At 67.6% G+C, this 18402-nt stretch carries 15 protein-coding genes; 6 read left to right on the plus strand and 9 right to left on the minus strand.

The window, feature by feature from the left end:
• Positions 1-240: 240 nt before the first annotated feature.
• A complete protein-coding gene (locus tag ACZ5IQ_RS10215) occupies positions 241-1449 on the plus strand; it encodes an IS110 family RNA-guided transposase (protein ID WP_346414620.1) in 1209 nt (402 codons plus the stop codon).
• Between the two features lie 29 nt (positions 1450-1478).
• Here the strand turns inward: ACZ5IQ_RS10215 and ACZ5IQ_RS10220 are convergent, their stop codons facing one another.
• The 5 genes from ACZ5IQ_RS10220 to sigC form a co-directional block, all read right to left on the minus strand.
• Positions 1479-2048 (minus strand): DUF5134 domain-containing protein, encoded by a 570-nt coding sequence (locus ACZ5IQ_RS10220; protein ID WP_212812084.1) that lies wholly within the window; start codon positions 2046-2048, stop codon positions 1479-1481.
• Positions 2049-2076: 28 nt separating this feature from the next.
• On the minus strand, positions 2077-2535 hold the full coding sequence (locus tag ACZ5IQ_RS10225) for a hypothetical protein (RefSeq protein WP_064858735.1): 459 nt from the start codon (positions 2533-2535) through the stop codon (positions 2077-2079).
• Positions 2536-2634: 99 nt separating this feature from the next.
• A complete protein-coding gene (locus ACZ5IQ_RS10230; RefSeq protein WP_212812083.1) occupies positions 2635-3540 on the minus strand; it encodes a hypothetical protein in 906 nt (301 codons plus the stop codon).
• Positions 3541-3607: 67 nt separating this feature from the next.
• Positions 3608-5836 carry a TPR repeat domain-containing protein gene (locus ACZ5IQ_RS10235; protein WP_212812082.1) on the minus strand — a complete coding sequence of 743 codons (2229 nt, stop codon included), beginning with the start codon at positions 5834-5836 and terminating at the stop codon, positions 3608-3610.
• 81 nt (positions 5837-5917) lie between these two features.
• The gene (sigC, locus tag ACZ5IQ_RS10240) at positions 5918-6472 is read right to left on the minus strand and encodes an RNA polymerase sigma factor SigC (protein ID WP_029105716.1); all 555 of its coding nucleotides are present in this window, start codon (positions 6470-6472) and stop codon (positions 5918-5920) included.
• 105 nt (positions 6473-6577) lie between these two features.
• Here sigC and ACZ5IQ_RS10245 point away from each other — a divergent pair, with 105 nt between their 5' ends.
• Complete coding sequence (locus ACZ5IQ_RS10245; protein WP_464481184.1) at positions 6578-8842, plus strand: heavy metal translocating P-type ATPase; 2265 nt, start codon at positions 6578-6580, stop codon at positions 8840-8842.
• A gap of 64 nt (positions 8843-8906) precedes the next feature.
• Here the strand turns inward: ACZ5IQ_RS10245 and ACZ5IQ_RS10250 are convergent, their stop codons facing one another.
• A complete protein-coding gene (locus tag ACZ5IQ_RS10250; protein ID WP_464481185.1) occupies positions 8907-10841 on the minus strand; it encodes a cytochrome c oxidase assembly protein in 1935 nt (644 codons plus the stop codon).
• 113 nt (positions 10842-10954) lie between these two features.
• Between ACZ5IQ_RS10250 and ACZ5IQ_RS10255 the strand changes: the two genes are divergently transcribed.
• Both ACZ5IQ_RS10255 and ACZ5IQ_RS10260 read left to right on the plus strand, forming a co-directional pair.
• Entirely contained in the window at positions 10955-12328 is a 1374-nt protein-coding gene (locus ACZ5IQ_RS10255; protein WP_464481186.1) for a PepSY-associated TM helix domain-containing protein, read from the plus strand.
• Complete coding sequence (locus ACZ5IQ_RS10260; RefSeq protein ID WP_464481187.1) at positions 12325-12981, plus strand: DUF5134 domain-containing protein; 657 nt, start codon at positions 12325-12327, stop codon at positions 12979-12981. The genes ACZ5IQ_RS10255 and ACZ5IQ_RS10260 overlap by 4 nt, the downstream gene beginning before the upstream one ends.
• On the opposite strand, the gene ACZ5IQ_RS10265 is transcribed toward ACZ5IQ_RS10260, so the two are convergent.
• Positions 12978-13691, minus strand: a complete 714-nt coding sequence (locus ACZ5IQ_RS10265) for a zf-HC2 domain-containing protein (RefSeq protein ID WP_346414649.1) — start codon at positions 13689-13691, stop codon at positions 12978-12980. The genes ACZ5IQ_RS10260 and ACZ5IQ_RS10265 overlap by 4 nt on opposite strands.
• A 112-nt stretch (positions 13692-13803) precedes the next feature.
• Here ACZ5IQ_RS10265 and ACZ5IQ_RS10270 point away from each other — a divergent pair, with 112 nt between their 5' ends.
• On the plus strand, positions 13804-15189 hold the full coding sequence (locus ACZ5IQ_RS10270; protein ID WP_020103604.1) for a class II 3-deoxy-7-phosphoheptulonate synthase: 1386 nt from the start codon (positions 13804-13806) through the stop codon (positions 15187-15189).
• A gap of 76 nt (positions 15190-15265) precedes the next feature.
• Here ACZ5IQ_RS10270 and ACZ5IQ_RS10275 read toward each other — a convergent pair whose 3' ends face one another.
• Positions 15266-16507, minus strand: coding sequence for a protein kinase domain-containing protein (locus ACZ5IQ_RS10275; RefSeq protein WP_212812077.1), 1242 nt, complete (start codon positions 16505-16507; stop codon positions 15266-15268).
• Here ACZ5IQ_RS10275 and ACZ5IQ_RS10280 point away from each other — a divergent pair.
• On the plus strand, positions 16497-16901 hold the full coding sequence (locus tag ACZ5IQ_RS10280; protein WP_212812076.1) for an Rv2175c family DNA-binding protein: 405 nt from the start codon (positions 16497-16499) through the stop codon (positions 16899-16901). The genes ACZ5IQ_RS10275 and ACZ5IQ_RS10280 overlap by 11 nt on opposite strands.
• Here the strand turns inward: ACZ5IQ_RS10280 and ACZ5IQ_RS10285 are convergent.
• Positions 16888-18396: an alpha-(1->6)-mannopyranosyltransferase A gene (locus ACZ5IQ_RS10285; protein ID WP_212812075.1), complete on the minus strand. Its 1509-nt coding sequence runs from the start codon at positions 18394-18396 to the stop codon at positions 16888-16890. The two genes, ACZ5IQ_RS10280 and ACZ5IQ_RS10285, sit on opposite strands and share 14 nt — an antisense overlap.
• Positions 18397-18402: the final 6 nt, after the last annotated feature.

The following is an 18402-nucleotide window of genomic DNA, read 5'->3' on the forward strand; positions in this document are numbered from 1 at the left end:
TTTGTAGTTGCAGTTACTTCGTATTGCTGAGCGTTACGTTTGGCTGTGACCCGGGTGGGTCGGGTATGGCTGCCATGTTGGTGCCGGCCCTGGTGGTGCGGCTTGAAAGGACTGGCCGCCCGGCCTGCCTGGACTTCCTCGGGCCGCTGATTGAGATCTGCGATGCGATCGCTTGTTTAAGGAAATGCCGGCGAGGTCGTCCTTGGGGATTCTGTTGGCAGACAAGCGAAAAGAGGTCCGGTGACCGAAGACCAGGTATGGGCTGGCGTCGACGTCGGCAAAGAACATCACTGGGTGTGCGTCGTGGACGGCAACGGCAACATGGTGTTCTCGCGCAAGGTGGTCAACGACGAGCGCACGATCCGCGACCTGGTCGCCGAGGTCGAAAAGCTTGCCGGTGAGGTGTCCTGGGCGGTGGACTTGAGCAACGCGTACGCCGCACTGGTCCTCACGGTGCTGGCCGATGAAGGCAAGACGGTGCGTTACCTTGCGGGCCGGCAGGTGTGGCAAGCATCGGCCACCTACCGGGGTGGTGAATCCAAGACCGACGCCAAAGACGCCCGGGTGATTGCCGATCAATCCCGGATGCGCGGTGCGGACCTGCCGGTCCTGCGTCCCGGCGATGACCTGATCACCGAGCTGCGCATGCTCACCGCCCACCGCGCCGATCTGGTGGCCGATCGCACCCGCACCATCAACCGTCTGCGCCAACAACTGCTGGCCGTATGCCCGGCCCTCGAACGCGTCGCCGAGCTCAGCCAAGACCGGGGTTGGGCGGTGCTGCTGGCGCACTATCAACGGCCGAAAGCGATTCGCCGAACGGGTGTTTCGCGGCTGACCAAAGTTCTGGCAGCGGCCGGGGTGCGCAACGCCGCCACGATCGCGGCTGCCGCGGTGACAGCGGCCAAAGCTCAGACCGTCCGCCTCGCGGGTGAAGATGTTGGCGCCGGATTGGTCGCCGAGCTGGCCCAAGGGGTGATCAACCTCGATGAGCGCATCAAACACACCGACGCGGACATCGAGGAACGATTTCGCCGCCATCCGCTCGCCGAGGTGATCACCAGCCTGCCCGGCATCGGCTTCCGACTCGGCGCCGAATTCCTTGCCGTGGTCGGCGATCCCGCACTGCTCCAATCGCCTGACCAGCTCGCCGCCTGGGCCGGCCTGGCGCCGGTATCCAAAGACTCCGGCAAACGCACCGGCCGGCTGCACACGCCCAAGCGCTACAGCCGCCGCCTGCGCCGGGTGATGTACATGTCCGCGCTGACCGCGATCCGCTGCGATCCCACGTCGAAGGCGTACTACCAGCGCAAACGAGACCAAGGCAAACGCGCTATCCCGGCCACCATCTGCCTGGCCCGCCGACGCGTCAACGTCCTTTACGCCCTCATCCGTGACAACCGGACCTGGCACCCCGACACGCCCCAAATCGCCACTGCGGCGGCTTGACACGGTCATTGAGAGTCCTTTCGAGAGGGTCAGACGGCCATGACGGCGAAGGCGGCGCTCATGCCGAGCGCCATGAGCAGGTCGGCGTACGGGCGCTTCGGCCCGCGCACCAGCAGGTAGAACCACCACAGCGCGGCGGCGCAGAATCCGATCGCGAGCACGATGCACACCACGGTGAACCAGCCGGGGGGAGTCACGGCGACGGCGCCGTGACCCAGGTGGGCGCTGTGGTGACCGGAGGCTTGAGCTGTCGAACCGGCCGCAGCCACCGGAACGCCCGCATTGGGCGCCATCAGCAGGCCCATCAGTGCCATCGCGGCCATCATCGTGCAGTGGTAGACGGGGTGCGGTAGCTCGAAGCCGAACAGGGCCAGGTAGGCGAAGTACAGCGCCCCGGCGGTGAACACCAGCACGTACAGCAGCGGCGACACCTGCATGCCCGCCGGCCAGAGCATCGCGATCATGCCCACCGAGGCCAGCGCATGCAGCACCCCGACGCCACGCTGTCCGGGCACCCGCCGTCCGGCACCCACGAACAGCAGCGCGGCCACCGCGAACACGGCAGTCAGCGCCCAGCGCAGGGCAGAGTCGGCGATCACGCTGTCATTGGTCGTACGAAAGGGGGCTTCAGTTCCCGGCGGGCTTGAACCGCATGTCGGGCTGGGACCGTTCCAGCGGCGTCAGCACCACACCCAGCCAGCAGACGGCCAGCACCGCGGCAGCGACGAAACCGGCCAGCGGCCACCACACCGAGACTCGCGCCGGTGACGTCTGGCACCACCAGACCGCGCCGAACCCGGCGGCCGTGGCCACGCCCGACAGGTACAGCGCCGCGCAACAAACGCGAAACCGCTTGCGCCACAGCGCCGTTGCCGATGCAATCGCGGCCAGCGTGAACAGGATGGCGACGACCTTCAGTACCCACCGATGTGATTCCGACCAGCTGACCCCGGCAGACAGCACCAGCACGACGATCGCGACGGCGGTGGGGTAGCGGCGGGCGGGACCGATCCAGACCTCGTCGAACACCCGGCGCCCGATGGCGCTCAGGGTGTGCTCGAGATCGATCGCGTGGCGGGTGGACAAGCCGAACTCCGTTCAGTCTGTAGACCAGTTTCGCAGAGTTGGTCGGACGCGCGGCAGTGTGGGTTCCGCGGTGGGTCGGCCGACGCTCTCGCCCGGGGCCTACCGCGGAGGAGCTCCTGCTCGGATCGTGCGGCTCACGCGGCCGAAATCATCGATCGCTGCGCGCTGATCCGGAATACGACTGGTGAATGCGGAGATCATGGCGGAGTACTCCGCCCAAGCCGCTTCACCGAACTGCAGCCGGACCTGTGATGGTGACATCAATTCGCTGTTGTTCGTGAAGTACTTGGGCGAGATGTCGGCATTCGGTCCGGTCGCCGTCGCGCGGGCGAAGAGGTAGTTCAGTTCGGTTTCTTCGATTCCCTGGGACCAGCCGGAGTTCGGGTCAACGGAGCGCACACCGGCTGTCGCGGCAAGTGCGGTCAGGCGCGCGACGGCCGCCACAGGCTCGCTCAGCGCTTTCGATGCGCCCGGCTGACGCCGGATGACTTCAGACAAGCTGTCCTGATACCTGGCTACCTGCCGGTCGATCGCCTGCCCGAGTATCAATGAGCTTGTCGGGTCGCTGGCGAGGACCGCAAGCAAACTGCGAGTTTTGGGCATTGCGCTGTCGAGTGCATCCAGCGGTGGAAACTGGGGTGTCAGTTGATCCTCGGTGACCAGGCTTCCGAGGTACGGGACGATAGCCAGCGTGTAGCTCTGAGTGAGGCCTGGGTTTTCGTTGCCCAGCTGCTCGAGAGAATCCGAATTGGCGGCGAGGTAGGTCGCAATGGTGTGAGCCGTCTCGGCCGCGAGTGCCCGGTCATCAGGGTTGGGTCCGGTTGCGGCCGCGGGTATCCATTGGAACCAAGCGGTGACGCGATTGGATTGATCGCCCCATTTGTATGTGGAGACTGATTTCAGGAACTTTTGCCCGGCCGGGCCGGGGGCGATCTGGTGTATGGATTTCGGGTCGGAATCCCCGGGCAGGTCCGGTGCGGACGGCGGATGAGAACACCCAGGCACGAATACGAGGGTTGCGAATACTGCCGCAAACCACCGATGACCGTAGCGAACATTTAGCAAGTGATTGCTACTTCCTGGCGGGAGGGATTTGATCCAACGGTGCGTGGTAATTCTTGCCGAAATTTATAATCGACGAATCGAGAGAACGTTGTTGATTCGCGAAGTAGCGTTCTAGCGCGGCAGAATAATCGGACCATCCGGCTTCTCCGTATTTCACTCGAACTTCGGCAGGCGTCATCAACACTCCGGAACCGTTGTTGGTGAAGTACTCGGGCCCGATGTCAGCATTCGGTGTGTGTACCAGCTGAGCTGCGACTGTGTATGCGACTTGGGTGGACGCGTTCCCCAATCCCTGGCTGCCGCTTGGGGTGTCAATGTCAGGGGTGGAGTAGTCCCCGGGGAAACTGTCGATTTTCGGCTCTTTACCGATCATCGCGTCTTGGAAAGCCGAATGCGCGCGGTCGAACCCCGGAAGGTTCTCGCCAACCACGTCCCAAGCCAACTTCTTCATCTCCCACGCGTCATGTGCGCGGTCAAATGCACTTGCCTGGGTATTGTTGCCGTGCTGCTGTACTTCCATGAAAACTCCGGCATCAACGAGGCCGATTAGTCGACCCGCTCTGTCGAGGTCGGCTCGATGGGGGCTTGTACCGGTAATATTCGGATCCGTTTTTGCGGCTTCGGCGAATGATTTTTCGTAGTCCATGGCAGTTTTGTACGCATGGGCATTGAATTCTTTGGCTGCGTCGGGATTCGAGTCCATTACCGCGAACAGTGATCGGGTGTTATGTAGATTGCTGCCGAGTTGGTCCAGTGGTTCGAAGCCATGCTTATTCTCGCCTACCATGTCGGACTGGTAGGGCAGGAGTCCATGAGCCATGCTCTGTACCAACTTTGGATCCATCTCGCCGAGGCTGTGGTGACCGGGAAGATTGAGTAACTCTCCACCATGCACGCCGACGTAGTTGGCGTAGGCGTGGGCAGTTTTGGCGGCAATATCGGAATTCGGACCATTCGCCTCCTCGTTTGTCCAACTGAACAACGATCCCGCCGCAGCACCGTTGTCCTTCCAGGCATGAGTGGTGATGTCGTGGATGAAATCGTTGCCTTTGTTGCTGGTGACGAGGTCGGATACCGCAGTATGGTCGCGGCCCGCCGACTCGAAAATGCTGGAAACCGCGGGATCGATCCATGGGTCACGTTCACCCTCGCCCTTGACGCTCGCCGGGTCGTGCTCCCAAATGGGGGTATCCATTATTCGATCGGCTTTGTTGAGCATTTCCCGATCCAAACTGGTTCCCGCTTGTAGCGAGGAATTGCCATCCTTGACAATTCCCGAAATATCGTGCATTTGGTCTATATATTCTGCGCCAGGCGATTTTATCGCTGTCTGTACGCTTTGTGGAAGATTGTTAAATCCACCCTTCGTCATATCGTTCGGGTTGTCGAGGTCGCCCGGGTGTAGTGGAGTCTTCGGGAACTGCACCTTGTCGTTGCTCATCAATTGCCAGGAATTGGCGATGATGCCCTTTTGGTCGCCGAGGCGTTGTTCTGCGGCCTTGAGATCTTTGATGCTCATGCCGTTCTGCTGAGCCTGCATCTGACTGAGATACGAGCCTTGTTCGGGACTCAGCGGCTGTCCTGGCTTGATCGTGTCGAGTACATCACCGACCCGCTTCGCAGCTTTCTGGTCGCCGGCCAGCGCGTCATGCACATCTTTTTCCGCTCTCCGGCGAGCGTCGTCATCCTTCTCGCCCGTGAGTTTGTCGACGCCATCTTTGTCGCCGGGGCCTTTATCCTTCGGATCGCCGCCTAGCTCGTCCCAACCGGCTTTGAGGATATCTACTCGCCCCGCGATAGACGCCATTTCATTGTGCGTGCGTCGAATAATCTCGGAGATCTCGCTGCTGCCTTTAGAAACCACCGAGAACAGCTGTGCGTCTCCAGCGGCGGTTTTTGGCAAACCGGCGGCCGCATCGTTCACCCATTGGCGTACTGCGTCTAATTGTCGCCGACCTGCTAACACGGCATCGGCCGAGCGGGTGATCTCCACACCCATTTTCTGATCGAGTTCGGCCATGCGGCCGAACTTACGGGCGCGGGCGTCGTTGGCGTCGGCGTACGCATCGGACGCTGAGCCGGTCCAGTGAGAACCCGGCGCAGCCGACTGAGTTTGAGATTGGAGGTCGCGGAATTGGGAGCTCTTGTCGTATCCGCTGCCGTCCACCGGGACGCCCTCACCGAACGTAGCCCGCGTTTGGCCCCAAATCGCATTGAAGGCATCCAATGCACCCACAGCAGTTGACCTCCCCGCACTGTTGTGGGGTTCAGTCTATGGCGCCCTACGTCAGGTCAGGCCCGCCAATTTCGCAGCGACTCAGCCCGCGCTCTGGTCCTGATTCCCCGCCCGCAGCAGATCGTCGCGGGCCCGGGCGACCCGGGAGCGGATGGTGCCGACGGGGCAGCCACAGATTTCGGCGGCCTCGGCGTAGGACAGGCCCAGCACCTGGGTCAGCAGCAGCGCTTCCCGGCGGTCGGCGTCGACGCCGTCGAGCAGCATGCGGATTTCGACGATGTCCTCGAACCGGGCGGTCGGCTGGTGCATGTCGATGACGGTCTCGGGCTCGATGGCGGCGCTGCTGCGCGGCCGGCACTGCTTGCGCCGGATGTGGTCGACGACGACGCGGCGCGCGATCGACAACAGCCAGGTGCGGGCCGTCGACCGGCCGCGGAACCGCGGCAGCGAGCCGAGGGCACGCAGGTAGGTCTCCTGCGTCAGATCGTCGGCGCTGCCGGGCTCGTCGAGGTAGGCGACAGTGCGCCAGACATCGCGCTGGGTAGCCTTGATGAACTGCTCCAATGCGGCGCGATCGCCCCGGCCGGCCGCCAATGCGAGGCGGGTCACCTCGTCGTCGTCGCCGCGGCTGTTCACAGGCCGACCATATGCGACGGTTGCCGGGAACTCACAGCCGGGCACGTCCGACCATTGATTTGGTAGCCCGCACAGCGCAGGACACGACCGGGGGACAATAGGAGGATGATGACGGCCAGCACAGCGGTCGGCAGCGCGGTCGACGCTGCCGCAGCTGCCGACGACAGTGCGGCCGCGCGCCGGGTGCAGCTCGACGTGACCGGCATGACGTGCGGCGCCTGCTCGGCGCGGGTCGAGCGGACGCTCAACAAGATGCCGGGTGTCCGCGCCTCGGTGAACTTCGGCACCCGCGTGGCCACGGTCGACGCCCTTCCCGAGATCGCCGATTCCGACCTGTGCGACGCGATCCGCAAGGCCGGTTACGAAGCCGAGCCCCGCTCCGGCGTGATCGCCGGCGACCGCGACGACGAGGATCTTTCGCACGCCCACTACCTGCTGCGCCGCCTGCTGGTGGCCGCGGTGCTGTTCGTCCCGCTCGCCGATCTATCGGTGATGTTCGCCGTCGTCCCCAGCACCCGTTTCACCGGTTGGCAGTGGGTGCTCACGGCGCTGGCGCTGCCGGTCGTGACGTGGGCCGCCTGGCCGTTCCACCGCGTCGCGTTGCGCAATGCCCGCAATCGTGCGGTCTCCATGGAGACCCTGATCTCGGTCGGCGTGTCCGCGGCCACGGTCTGGTCGCTCTACACGGTCTTCTTCGGACACCACGCCACCGAGGCCACCGGCATCTGGCAGGCCCTCGTCGGCAGCGACGCGATCTACTTCGAGGTCGCCGCCGGCGTCACGGTGTTCGTGTTGGCGGGACGCTATTTCGAGGCCCGCGCCAAGTCCAAGGCGGGCAGTGCGCTGCGGGCGCTCGCGGCACTGAGCGCGAAGAACGTCACGATCCTGCTGGCCGACGGCACCGAGATGGTGATCCCCGCCGAGGAGCTCGCCGAACAGCAGAAGTTCGTGGTGCGGCCCGGTCAGACGATCGCGGCCGACGGACTCGTGGTCGAGGGCTCGGCCGCCGTCGACACCAGCGTGATGACGGGTGAGGCCAAGCCGGTCCGGGCGATGCCCGGCAGCAGCGTCATCGGCGGCACGATCGTGCTCGACGGACGCCTGATCGTGGAGGCCGCGGCCGTCGGCGCCGACACCCAATTCGCCGGCATGGTGCGGCTGGTCGAGGAAGCGCAGGCGCAGAAGGCCGAGTCGCAGCGCCTGGCCGACCGCATCGCCTCGGTGTTCGTGCCGTGCGTCTTCGCCATTGCCGCACTGACCGCGCTGGGCTGGGCCCTGGCGGGCGCGGGCCCGGACAAGGTGTTCGCCTGCGCGCTGGCGGTCCTGGTCATCGCCTGCCCGTGCGCGCTGGGCCTGGCCACGCCGACGGCGATGATGGTGGCGTCCGGACGCGGTGCCCAGCTCGGCATCTTCCTCAAGGGGCACCGGTCGCTCGAGGCGATTCGGGCCGTCGACACCGTCGTCTTCGACAAGACCGGCACCCTGACCACCGGGCACCTGGCCGTCACCGCGGTCACCGCCGTCGACGGCTGGGCAGACGAGGACGTCCTGGCTCTCGCCGCGGCCGTCGAATCGGCGTCCGAGCACGCCGTCGCGGTGGCCATCACCACGGCAGCGCCCGAGCATGAGGCCGTCACCGATTTCCAGGCCGTTCCCGGTCGCGGTGTCGTCGGCACCGTGGGGGAGCGCGAGGTACGCATCGGCAAGCCGTCCTGGGCAGCTGGCCGTGCCGCGGTGCCCGCGGCCCTCGCCGAAGCGCGGCGCGGCGCCGAATCCCGCGGCGAGACAGTCGTTTTCGTGGCCGTCGACGACGAGCTGTGTGGTGCCATCGCGGTCGCTGACGCGGTGCGCGAATCGGCGGCGGGCGCCATCGCGGCGCTGCACGAGCGTGGTCTGAAGACCATCCTGCTGACGGGCGACAACCCCGCGGCCGCCGCCGCGGTGGGTGCCGCGGTGGGGATCGACGACGTCATCGCCGACGTGCTGCCGGACGGCAAGGTCGACGTCATCCAGCAGCTGCGCGACCGCGGCCGCATGGTCGCGATGGTCGGTGACGGCATCAACGACGGCCCGGCGCTGGCCTGCGCGGATCTGGGTCTGGCGATCGGCCGCGGCACGGACGTCGCGATCGGCGCCGCCGACATCATCCTGGTCCGCGATAGCCTGGATTCGGTGCCGCAGGCCCTCGACCTGGCCAAGGCGACCATGCGCACCATCCAGATGAACCTGGTGTGGGCCTTCGGCTACAACATCGCCGCCATCCCGGTGGCGGCGGCCGGGCTGCTCAACCCGCTGATCGCGGGCGCGGCGATGGCCTTCTCGTCGTTCTTCGTGGTGTCGAACAGCCTGCGCCTGCGCAACTTCAAGTGATTTGTGCACGATTTTCCGCGCGTGCCGCGGAAAATCGTGCACAAATCCCTGGTTGACGGCGGGGTTACTGCTGGCCGCGCTGGCGGGCCAGTTCGCGCAGCATCGCGTTGTAGGCATCCAGGTCGTCGTCGGCGTAGTCCGCGTCGGCGTGCCGGTCGGCACGGGAGGCGGCGCGGCGATCCTGCCGGGCCCACTGCGCCACGAGGGCGATGACCACCAGGATCACCGGCAGTTCGCTCGAGCCCCACGCGATGGCGCCGCCGAGGTGCTGGTCGGCACCGATGCTGGACAGCCACGGCAGGCCGACGAACTTGTAGAACGGCCCGCCGATGGTGTCGGTCATGGTCATGGTCGCGATGCCGAAGAACGCGTGAAAAGGCATGACCGCGAACAACAATCCGAGCCGACCCAGGAACGGTAGGCGCTTGGGGCCCGGGTCGATGCCGATGATGCCCCAGTAGAAGAGGTAGCCGACCAGCAGGAAGTGCACGCTCATCAACTCGTGGCCCCAGTGGTAGCGGACCAGCGTGTTGAAGATCGGGGTGAAGTACACCGCGTACAGCGACGCGACGAACAGCACGAACGCCACGATCGGATTCGACAGAGCGGCGGTGACTTTCGAGTGCACGAGCCACAGGATCCATTCGCGGGGTCCGGGCGGGGCGCCCTCGCCGGCCGGGGGCAGGGCGCGTAGCGCCAGGGTCACCGGGCCGCCCAGCACCAGGAGCACCGGGACGAACATGTTGAGCGTCATGTGCTCGCCCATGTGGACGCTGAACATCGCCGAGCCGTAGGCCCGCACACCCGAGCTACTGGTGAAAAGCAGTGCCGCGCAGCCGATCAGCCACGCGAGCAACCGGCCCACCGGCCACTCGTCGCCGCGGCGCCGCAGCTTCAGGTAGGCGTAGAGATAGGCGCCGGCAAGCACCAGCGCACCGATGCCGATGAACGTGTCGAACCGCCAGACCGTCAGCAGCCGAACCACATTCGGCGGGTCGGGCAGCTCGTAGCCGAGGAAGACGTCCCAGGTCGTGTACTTGTGGTGCAGCAGGCGCGGCGCGGTTTGCACCGCCATCGCGGACACCGCGGCGAGCGCCGTGAGCGCGGGCAGGCAGGTCGCCAGCCGGGACGGCTTGGCGCGGCGCAGCGCCGCGGCATCGGTGATCCACGACGCCGCCAGCGCGATCGCCGCGACGATGGCCCACCGTCCGTAATCGCTGCCCGTCAGCCCGGGCGGGCCGAGTTGTTCGGCCAGCAGCAGCACGCCGTAGATCAGGGCCGCGGTGCCGCAGGCCACCTGGATGATCAGCACGCGCCGGTAGAGGTCGGCGGCCGGCGGGCTGATGACGGCCGCGATCTTCGTACCGGCCAGCACGGCCAGCGCCACCGCGAACACGATGACCGCGCTGGTCGTGTAGTCGTGGTCCGGCCCTTCGCTGGCATTGCCGGTCACTGGCAGCGCCAGGACGCCGATCACGCTCGGGAGCAACAGCACGACCATGGCGATCCACCGCACGCTGAACCGCAGCGTCAGGGCCACGACGGCGGCGCACAGGGTGGCGGCGATCCAGCCACGGGCCATCTCGGACGCGCCGATGGCCTCACCCAGCCGGCCGCTCTCGACCAGCCGCAGGGCCGGCGCGCCGGCGTCGGTCGCTGCCTGCACCACCACCATGAACGCTGCGGCGACCAGCCAGACCAGCGAAACCCGTTCCAGCACAAGGTGGATGCGGTAAGTGGGTGGGTCGATGACGCCCTTGGAGTCGGGCCGGGCGGTGGTCACGATGTACAGCAGGCCGCCGAGGCAGATCGCGGCGGCGAGGACGGCCGTGAAGTAGCCGACCGGTTCGGCCACAGCGGTGAACGTGCCGGGGTAGCTGTCGCCGGTGGCGACGAAGCGCTGGTCGCCCGAGATGAGTGCGTAGGTGACCAAGGCGGCGACCGCGGCCAGATAACCCAACAGCGGCAGCGTGATCCTGCCCGCCCGGTCCGAGCCCATCGAAATACCGGCCTTCCACCTGAAGAACTGATCAGGCCCAGTCTACGACCAGGTGTCGTAGAAATTTTCCGGGCGCAGGAACTCCTGGCGCCGCGGGCCGACCAATACAAGTTGTGAGTCACACCCAACTGCCCGAATCGGACGTTGCCGTCGCGTCCGATCCGTCGGCGTGGAAGCGCTTCCGCCCGGCATTGCTGCGGCTGCACTTCTACGCCGGCCTGTTCGTCGCGCCGTTCATCCTGATCGCAGCCGTCACCGGGCTGCTGTACGCGGTGATCCCGCAGATCGACAGCGCGGTGTACCGGCACGAGCTCACCGTCGACCACGTCGGCGACCGGCAGCTGCCGCTGGCCGCCCAGCTGTCGGCTGTCCGTGCCGCGCACCCGGAGGGCACCGTCACCAGCATCCGGCCGCCGGCCGCGCCGGACGAGACGACGCAGGTGACGCTCGCGGTCGACGACGTCCCCGCCGACTACGCGCGCACGGTGTTCGTCGACCCCTACACGGGCGCGGTCCGCGGCGCCCTGACCACCTACGGCCAGTGGCTGCCGGTGCGGGCGTGGTTCGACGAACTGCACCGCAACCTGCACCTCGGAGCCTTCGGCCGGAACTACAGCGAGCTGGCGGCCAGTTGGTCGTGGGTGATCGCCGGCGTGGGTCTGCTGCTGTGGATCGGGCACAACCGGGGACAACCGCGGCGGCTCGTCGTCCCGGATGTGCGGGCGACCGGGCGGCGCCGGCTGCTGTCGTGGCACGGCACCCTCGGGGTCTGGGTCCTGGCGGCGGTCGCGCTGCTGGCGGTGTCGGGCATGACGTGGTCGCGGTTCGCCGGGGAGAACGTGGCCCAGTTGCGGACGCAACTGAGCTGGACCAGCCCGTCCGTCGACACCGCACTGCCGGGACAGGCCGCCGGCGCGACGCTCGACGAGGCCGCCGCGCTGCGCGGCGCCGACGCGGCGCTGCAGGTCGCCCACGATGCCCACCTGCGGACACCGATGTGGATGTATCCGCCCACGACGGCCGGCCAAGGCTGGCAGGTCGCCGAACGCAAGCGTGACTGGCCGACGCAGTACGACGCGATCGTCGTCGACCCCACCACGAACGCCGTGACGGCGCGCCTCGACTTCGCCGAGTGGCCGCTGATGGCCAAGATGACCGACTGGGTCATCGACCTGCACATGAGCGTGCTGTTCGGCCTGGTCAATCAGCTGGCGCTGATCGCGGTCGCCCTCGCCATGATCGTCGGAATCGTGCTGGGGTACCGGATGTGGTGGCGCCGGCGGCCGACCCGCGGCGCCGGGTTCACCCTGCCGACCGGGCAACGGCGCGGTGCGCTGTCGGCCCTGCGGCCCTACGAAGCGGCGCTGCTGGTGCTGGTTCTCGCCGGTGTCGGGTGCTTCGCCCCGTTGTTCGGCCTCACGCTGGCCCTGTTCGTCATGGTCGACGTGGCACTGGGCTGGCGCCGGCGGCGGCAGGCGACGCGGTGATCGCCGACATCTGGCTCCGGTTGCTCGTGACTGGGCTGTTCCTGTTCAGCGCGGCCCAGTGCGTCTACGCCCTCGTCACGGCCCGCGAGAACCGGACGTGGGCCGACCAGACCAGCCGCGCGCTGCACCTGGTGATGGCCGTGGCGATGCTCGTCATGGCGTGGCCGGCCGGGATGTGTGTGCCCAACCGGCCGCCGCTGGTGTTCTTCCTGCTGGCGGCCGGCTGGTTCGCGGTCCTCCTGGTGGTGCGCACCGGCCATCGGGTGGCCGACGCCTATCACGCGGTGATGATGCTGGCGATGGCGTGGATGTACGCCGTGATGGACGGGCGGGTGCTGCCCGGTCAGTGCGCCGGGACCGCGGCCGACGCGCCGCAGTCGGCGTCGTCGATGCCGTCCATGCCGGGCATGGACATGTCCGGGACGACGGCGCATGCGGGTCCGATGGGCGGCTGCGGGCACCCGTCGGCGTGGGTCGACGCCGTGAACTGGGTGGTCACCGCGTTGTTCGGGGCCGCTGCGTTGTGGTGGGCCATCCGCTACTTCACCGTGCGGCAGGAGCGCCCCGACGCCCCGGCCCGCCTGTGGTTCGCCGTGGCGTGCCAGGCCATGGCGGCGGCCGGCATGGCGATCATGTTCGCCGTGATGATCTAGGCAGCGTTGCCGTCGGTGGGCCACAGGTGGCCCCGGCGGCGGCCGCGGGAGGCGTTGTCCGGCAGCGTGATGTCGTCGAGCGTCGGTGCCGCGTCGCGGTCCGGCCGCGGTGGCTCGCCGGTGTGGCGGCGCCACACCAGCACCGTCAGCACCACCCCGGCCAGCGCCGGCAGATGGCTCAGCATGCGGACCGCACCGACTGCTCCGGTCAGTCCGTCGACGACGACGTAGCCGGTGAGCACGAGGGTGAACACGCCGCCGACGATCGCCAGGCCCATCGCCGCGGCCGGGCGGGCGGCCGCGACCAGCATGCCGACGCCGAGTGCGACGGACCACGCCGTCGACTCGTTGACCACATGTCCGCCCGCGGCATGCCCGACGTGCACGCCGATGCTGACGCCCGCCGCCTGCAGCACGGCCAGGACGATCTGGATGGCGCCCACCACCGCGAGGCCGATGCGCAGCCAGTCGAGGCCGGCGCGGGTTTCGGGGAGCGCGGTCTGCGAGACCGTGTCGGCCACGGCGGTGATCCGGGTGCGGTCGGCGGCGATCAGCCCGCGCAGCAGCTGCATCTGGCTGTCCAGTTCGTCCTGCCACTGCCGGCACTCGGGGCAGGACGCCAGGTGCTCGTCGACGCGGCGCGCGGGGACGGGTTCGTGCTCGCCGTCCATGCGCGCGGACAGCGCCTCCCGGGCAATCTCGCACTCCACATCGTCAATAGTCGCGCACCGGGCCCGGTTTTCTCCCGGCAGTCCCGAATCCGTCGATCGGTGCCGTTTTGGTGGGTAAATAGTCGCTGGTCGGCGCCGGTACCATAGACACGTGAACTGGACCGTCGACGTACCCATCGACCAGCTGCCCGAGCTGCCCCCGCTGCCCGAGGACCTGCGCACGCGCCTTGCCGACGCGCTGTCCCGTCCGGCCGCGCAGCAGCCCAGCTGGCCCGCGGACCAGGCTGCTGCGATGCGCAAGGTGCTCGAGAGCGTGCCGCCCATCACCGTGCCGTCCGAGATCGAGAAGCTCAAGCTGCAGCTGGCCGACGTGGCGCAGGGCAAGGCGTTCCTGCTGCAGGGCGGTGACTGCGCCGAGACGTTCGTCGACAACACCGAGCCGCACATCCGGGCCAACATCCGGACCCTGCTGCAGATGGCCGTCGTGCTGACGTACGGCGCCAGCATGCCGGTGGTCAAGGTGGCCCGCATCGCGGGGCAGTACGCCAAGCCGCGTTCGTCGGACACCGACTCGCTGGGCCTGACGTCCTACCGCGGCGACATGGTCAACGGTTTCGACCCGGACCCCGCGGTGCGCGTGCACGACGCGTCGCGTCTGGTGCGGGCCTACGCCAACGCGAGCGCCGCGATGAACCTGGTGCGGGCGCTGACCTCGTCGGGCCTGGCGTCGTTGCAGCAGGTGCACGAGTGGAACCGTGAGTTCGTGCGGACCTCGCCGGCGGGTGCCCGGTACGAGGCGCTGGCGGCCGAGATCGACCGTGGCCTGAACTTCATGACGGCCTGCGGCGTCAACGACCGCAACCTGCAGACCGCCGAGATCTACGCCAGCCACGAGGCCCTGGTGCTCGACTACGAGCGCGCGATGCTGCGGCTGTCCACCGAGTTCGACGAGCCGCGTCTGTACGACCTGTCGGCGCACTACGTCTGGATCGGCGAGCGCACCCGCCAGCTCGACCACGCGCACATCGCGTTCGTCGAGACCATCGCCAACCCGATCGGCATCAAGATCGGTCCGACGACGACGCCCGAGATGGCCGTCGAGTACGTGGAACGCCTTGACCCGCACAACATTCCGGGCCGGCTCACGCTGGTCAGCCGGATGGGCAACGGCAAGGTGCGCGACGTGCTGCCGGGCATCATCCAGAAGGTGGAGGCCTCGGGCCACCAGGTCATCTGGCAGTGCGACCCGATGCACGGCAACACCCACGAGAGCTCGACGGGCTACAAGACCCGGCACTTCGACCGCATCGTCGACGAGGTGCAGGGCTTCTTCGAGGTGCACCGCGCGCTGGGCACCCACCCGGGTGGCATCCACGTCGAGATCACCGGCGAGAACGTCACCGAATGCCTTGGTGGCGCGCAGGATATCTCCGACGACGACCTGGCCGGCCGCTACGAGACGGCCTGCGACCCGCGCCTGAACACCCAGCAGAGCCTGGAGTTGGCGTTCCTCGTCGCGGAGATGCTGCGCGACTAGCTTCACCCCGCCGAATGGCCACCCGGCGCATTGGTTTTCACGCGAAACCCGTGCGGCAGGTGGCTATTCGGCGTTTCTAGAACAGCCCGTCGATGTTGGTGCCGAGGGTCCAGGCGCCGGCGGCGACCAACGCGGTCAGCGTCAGCACCGCGATGAGCCAGAACAGCACGGCGCGCCGCGACCGCTGCCGCGCCCAGGCGAAGTCGTCGAGGTCGATCCCCGCGAATTGTTTTGTCACCACCGGTGATTCGAGCAGTGCGGGGTCCATCGCAGGGTCCATGGTGAACTGCAGGGTGTGCTGCGGCGCCGGCTTCGGGGCTGCTGCCCGGCCCGTCGCGACCGTGGTGTGCTCGGCGCGGCCGCGCTGTGCGGCCGCCGCGGTGTGTTGCGCCGAGTTCGTGGGTGCCGGCACCCGGAATTCGGGCAGACCGAGGTCGGTGACGATCGCGGCGAGTTCGGCCGCCATGTCGCCGGCATCCAGGTAGCGGTCGTCGGCCAGGCGGGCCGTCGCGCAGGCCACCAGGTCGTCGAATTGCTTTGGCACACCGGCGATTGCCGAACTCGGCGGCGGCACGTCCTGGTCCAGCCGCTGATAGGCGACGCTGAGCGGATTGTCGCCGGTGAACGGCGTGGTGCCGGTCAGCAGCTCGTAGGCCAGGATGCCGACGGAGTAGACGTCGCTGCGCGGGTCGGCGTCACCGGTGCTGACCTGTTCGGGGGAGAGGTACGCCGCGGTGCCGAGGATGACGCTCGTCGACGTGATCTTGGCCTCAGCGACAGCGCGCACCAGCCCGAAGTCGGCGATCTTGACCTCGCCACTGTCGGAGATCAGCACGTTCTCGGGCTTGATGTCGCGGTGCACCAGGCCCGCCTGGTGGGCCACCGCCAGGCCGTCGAGCATCGGGGCCAGCACGGCCGCCACGGCGTGCGGGGGCATCGGGCCACGTTCGCGCAGCAACTCGCGCAGCGTCCCGCCCTCGACGAGTTCCATCACCAGGAACGGGTGCCGACCGTCGAATCCCTGGTCGTAAACCGCAACCAGCCCAGGGCTTTTCAGTCCGGCGGCGGCGCGGGCCTCGCGCTGGAAGCGGGTCAGGAACTGCTGATCGCCGGAGTACCGCGAATCCATGACCTTGAGTGCCACCAGGCGGTCGAGCCGGGTGTCCAGCCCGCGGTACACCGTGGACATGCCGCCACTGGCGATGGGTGCGTCCACGCGGTAGCGCCCGTCCAGCACCGCACCGATCAGTGGGTCCGGTTGTCGGGATGGCTGCACCTGGCAATCGTACGGCTCTAGAATCTCCTGGGTGAGCAGCATTCCGGCCGCCGAGGACGTTATCGATCCCGATGAAGCGGTCTACGACCTTCCCGCAGTGGCATCGATGCTGGGTATTCCGGTGACGAAGGTGCACCAGCAGTTGCGGGACGGACACCTCCTCGGAGTGCGCCGGAACGGTGCCATCGTGGTGCCCAAGATCTTCTTCGACGACAAGGGGCATGTGGTCAAGCAGCTGCCGGGCCTGCTCGTCGTGCTGCGCGACGGTGGCTACCACGAAACCGACATCGTGCGGTGGCTGTTCACCGCCGACGAGTCGCTGACGCTGACGCGCGACGGCACCACCGAGCGCGTCGTCAACGCGCGTCCGGTCGACGCGCTGCATTCGCACCAGGCCAGGGAAGTGCTGCGGCGCGCCCAGGCTATGGCGTACTAGCCGGCTCGGCCGCCGTCGTCTTCGGCTCCGGCGCGTGGGCCAGCGAATACCACGCGGCCACCGCGCATCCCGTCGCCAGGATGACGTGCAGCCACGAGTACATGCCGTGCGATCCGTCGGGTTTGAAGATCACCATGATCCAGGTCGAGAACCCGGCGATCGCGGCGACGGCCGACCGGCTCTGCGCCAGCGCCGAGACGATCGCCAGCGGCCAGGTGTAGTACCAGGGCAGCGCGGCCGGCACGAACAGCACCACGACGGCCATCACCAGCGCGATGCCGATCAGCGCTTCCCGGTCGGTGTGCCGGAATCGCCACCACAGCAAGGGAAGTGAGATGGCGATGATCGCGATGCCGATGATGCGGGTGACGTCGAGCACCGCGTAGAAGCTGACGGTGGTGAACAGTCCGCCGATGGCATGGATCAGGTTGGCCACCGCCGTCGGGATGGTCAGCCAGTTGACGATCTTCACCGAACCGGCCAGTGCCGTCAGCCAGCCGAGCCCGACCCCGGCCGCCACCGTCACCACGGCGAACACCACGGTGAAGATCACCCCTGACGCCGCGGTGGCCACCAGCCACGCGCGGACCTGACCCCACGGGTGGCGTTCGCGCAACTGGCGCATCCAGACCCACACCATGAACGGAAGTGCCAGTCCCGCGGTGGCTTTCACCGCCACCGCGAGCGCGATCAGGCTGACGCCGGCGATGGGATGCCGTTCGAACGTCAGCGCGATGGCGGCCATCATCAGGCCGACCATCAGCATCTCGTTGTGGACGCCGCCCATCAGATGGATGATCACCAGCGGGTTGAGGACGCAAATCCACAGGGCGGCAGCGCTGTTGGCGCCGACGTGGCGGGCGACGCGGGGCGCTGCCCAGATCAGCATGACCAGGCCGGGCAGCATGCACAGCCGCAGCAGCATGGTGCCCTCGACCACGTGGTCGCCGACGATCATGGTGACGAACTTGGCCACCAGGATGAATGCCGGCCCGTAGGGCGCGGTGGTGGTGGTCCAGATCGGACTCACGTTGTCCAGCAACGAGTTCGGGTTGTCGACCGGCCCGACGAGGTAGGGGTCCAGCCCGTCGCGCAGCAGGGCGCCCTGCGCCAGGTAGGAGTAGGTGTCGCGGCTGAACACCGGCACGCTCAGCAGCAGCGGCGCGAGCCAGAAGCCGGTCGTCGCGATCATCGTGTAATCGGTCGCGGTGCGGTCCACGACGCGCCGGCCCAGCGCGAGCCAGGCGATCAGCATCAGGGCGACGCCGGTCCACAGCAGGATCGACGACAGCACCAGCCCGTGGCCGAACCGGAACCACGACAGGTGCATCGACTCGAGCAGGGGATCGTGCTGCCGGGTGCTGCCGGCGCCGAGGCCGCCGAGGGCGATCAGGATGGCGCCGGCGAAGCCGAGCAGCGCGGGGCGGCCCTCGTCGGACCGTCCGAAGGCGGTGAGCCGGGCCAGCGCCCCGGGAGCCGTGGTCGAAGTCGACATCGTGGC

Source organism: Mycobacterium toneyamaense (assembly GCF_055384815.1).

Coding starts and splice junctions, on each gene's coding strand:
- ACZ5IQ_RS10285 (WP_212812075.1), bottom strand. CDS start 18,396: ATGTCGACTTCGACCACGGCTCCCGGGGCGCTGGCCCGGCTCACCGCC.
- ACZ5IQ_RS10250 (WP_464481185.1), bottom strand. CDS start 10,841: ATGGGCTCGGACCGGGCGGGCAGGATCACGCTGCCGCTGTTGGGTTAT.
- ACZ5IQ_RS10245 (WP_464481184.1), top strand. CDS start 6,578: ATGATGACGGCCAGCACAGCGGTCGGCAGCGCGGTCGACGCTGCCGCA.
- ACZ5IQ_RS10275 (WP_212812077.1), bottom strand. CDS start 16,507: ATGCTGCTCACCCAGGAGATTCTAGAGCCGTACGATTGCCAGGTGCAG.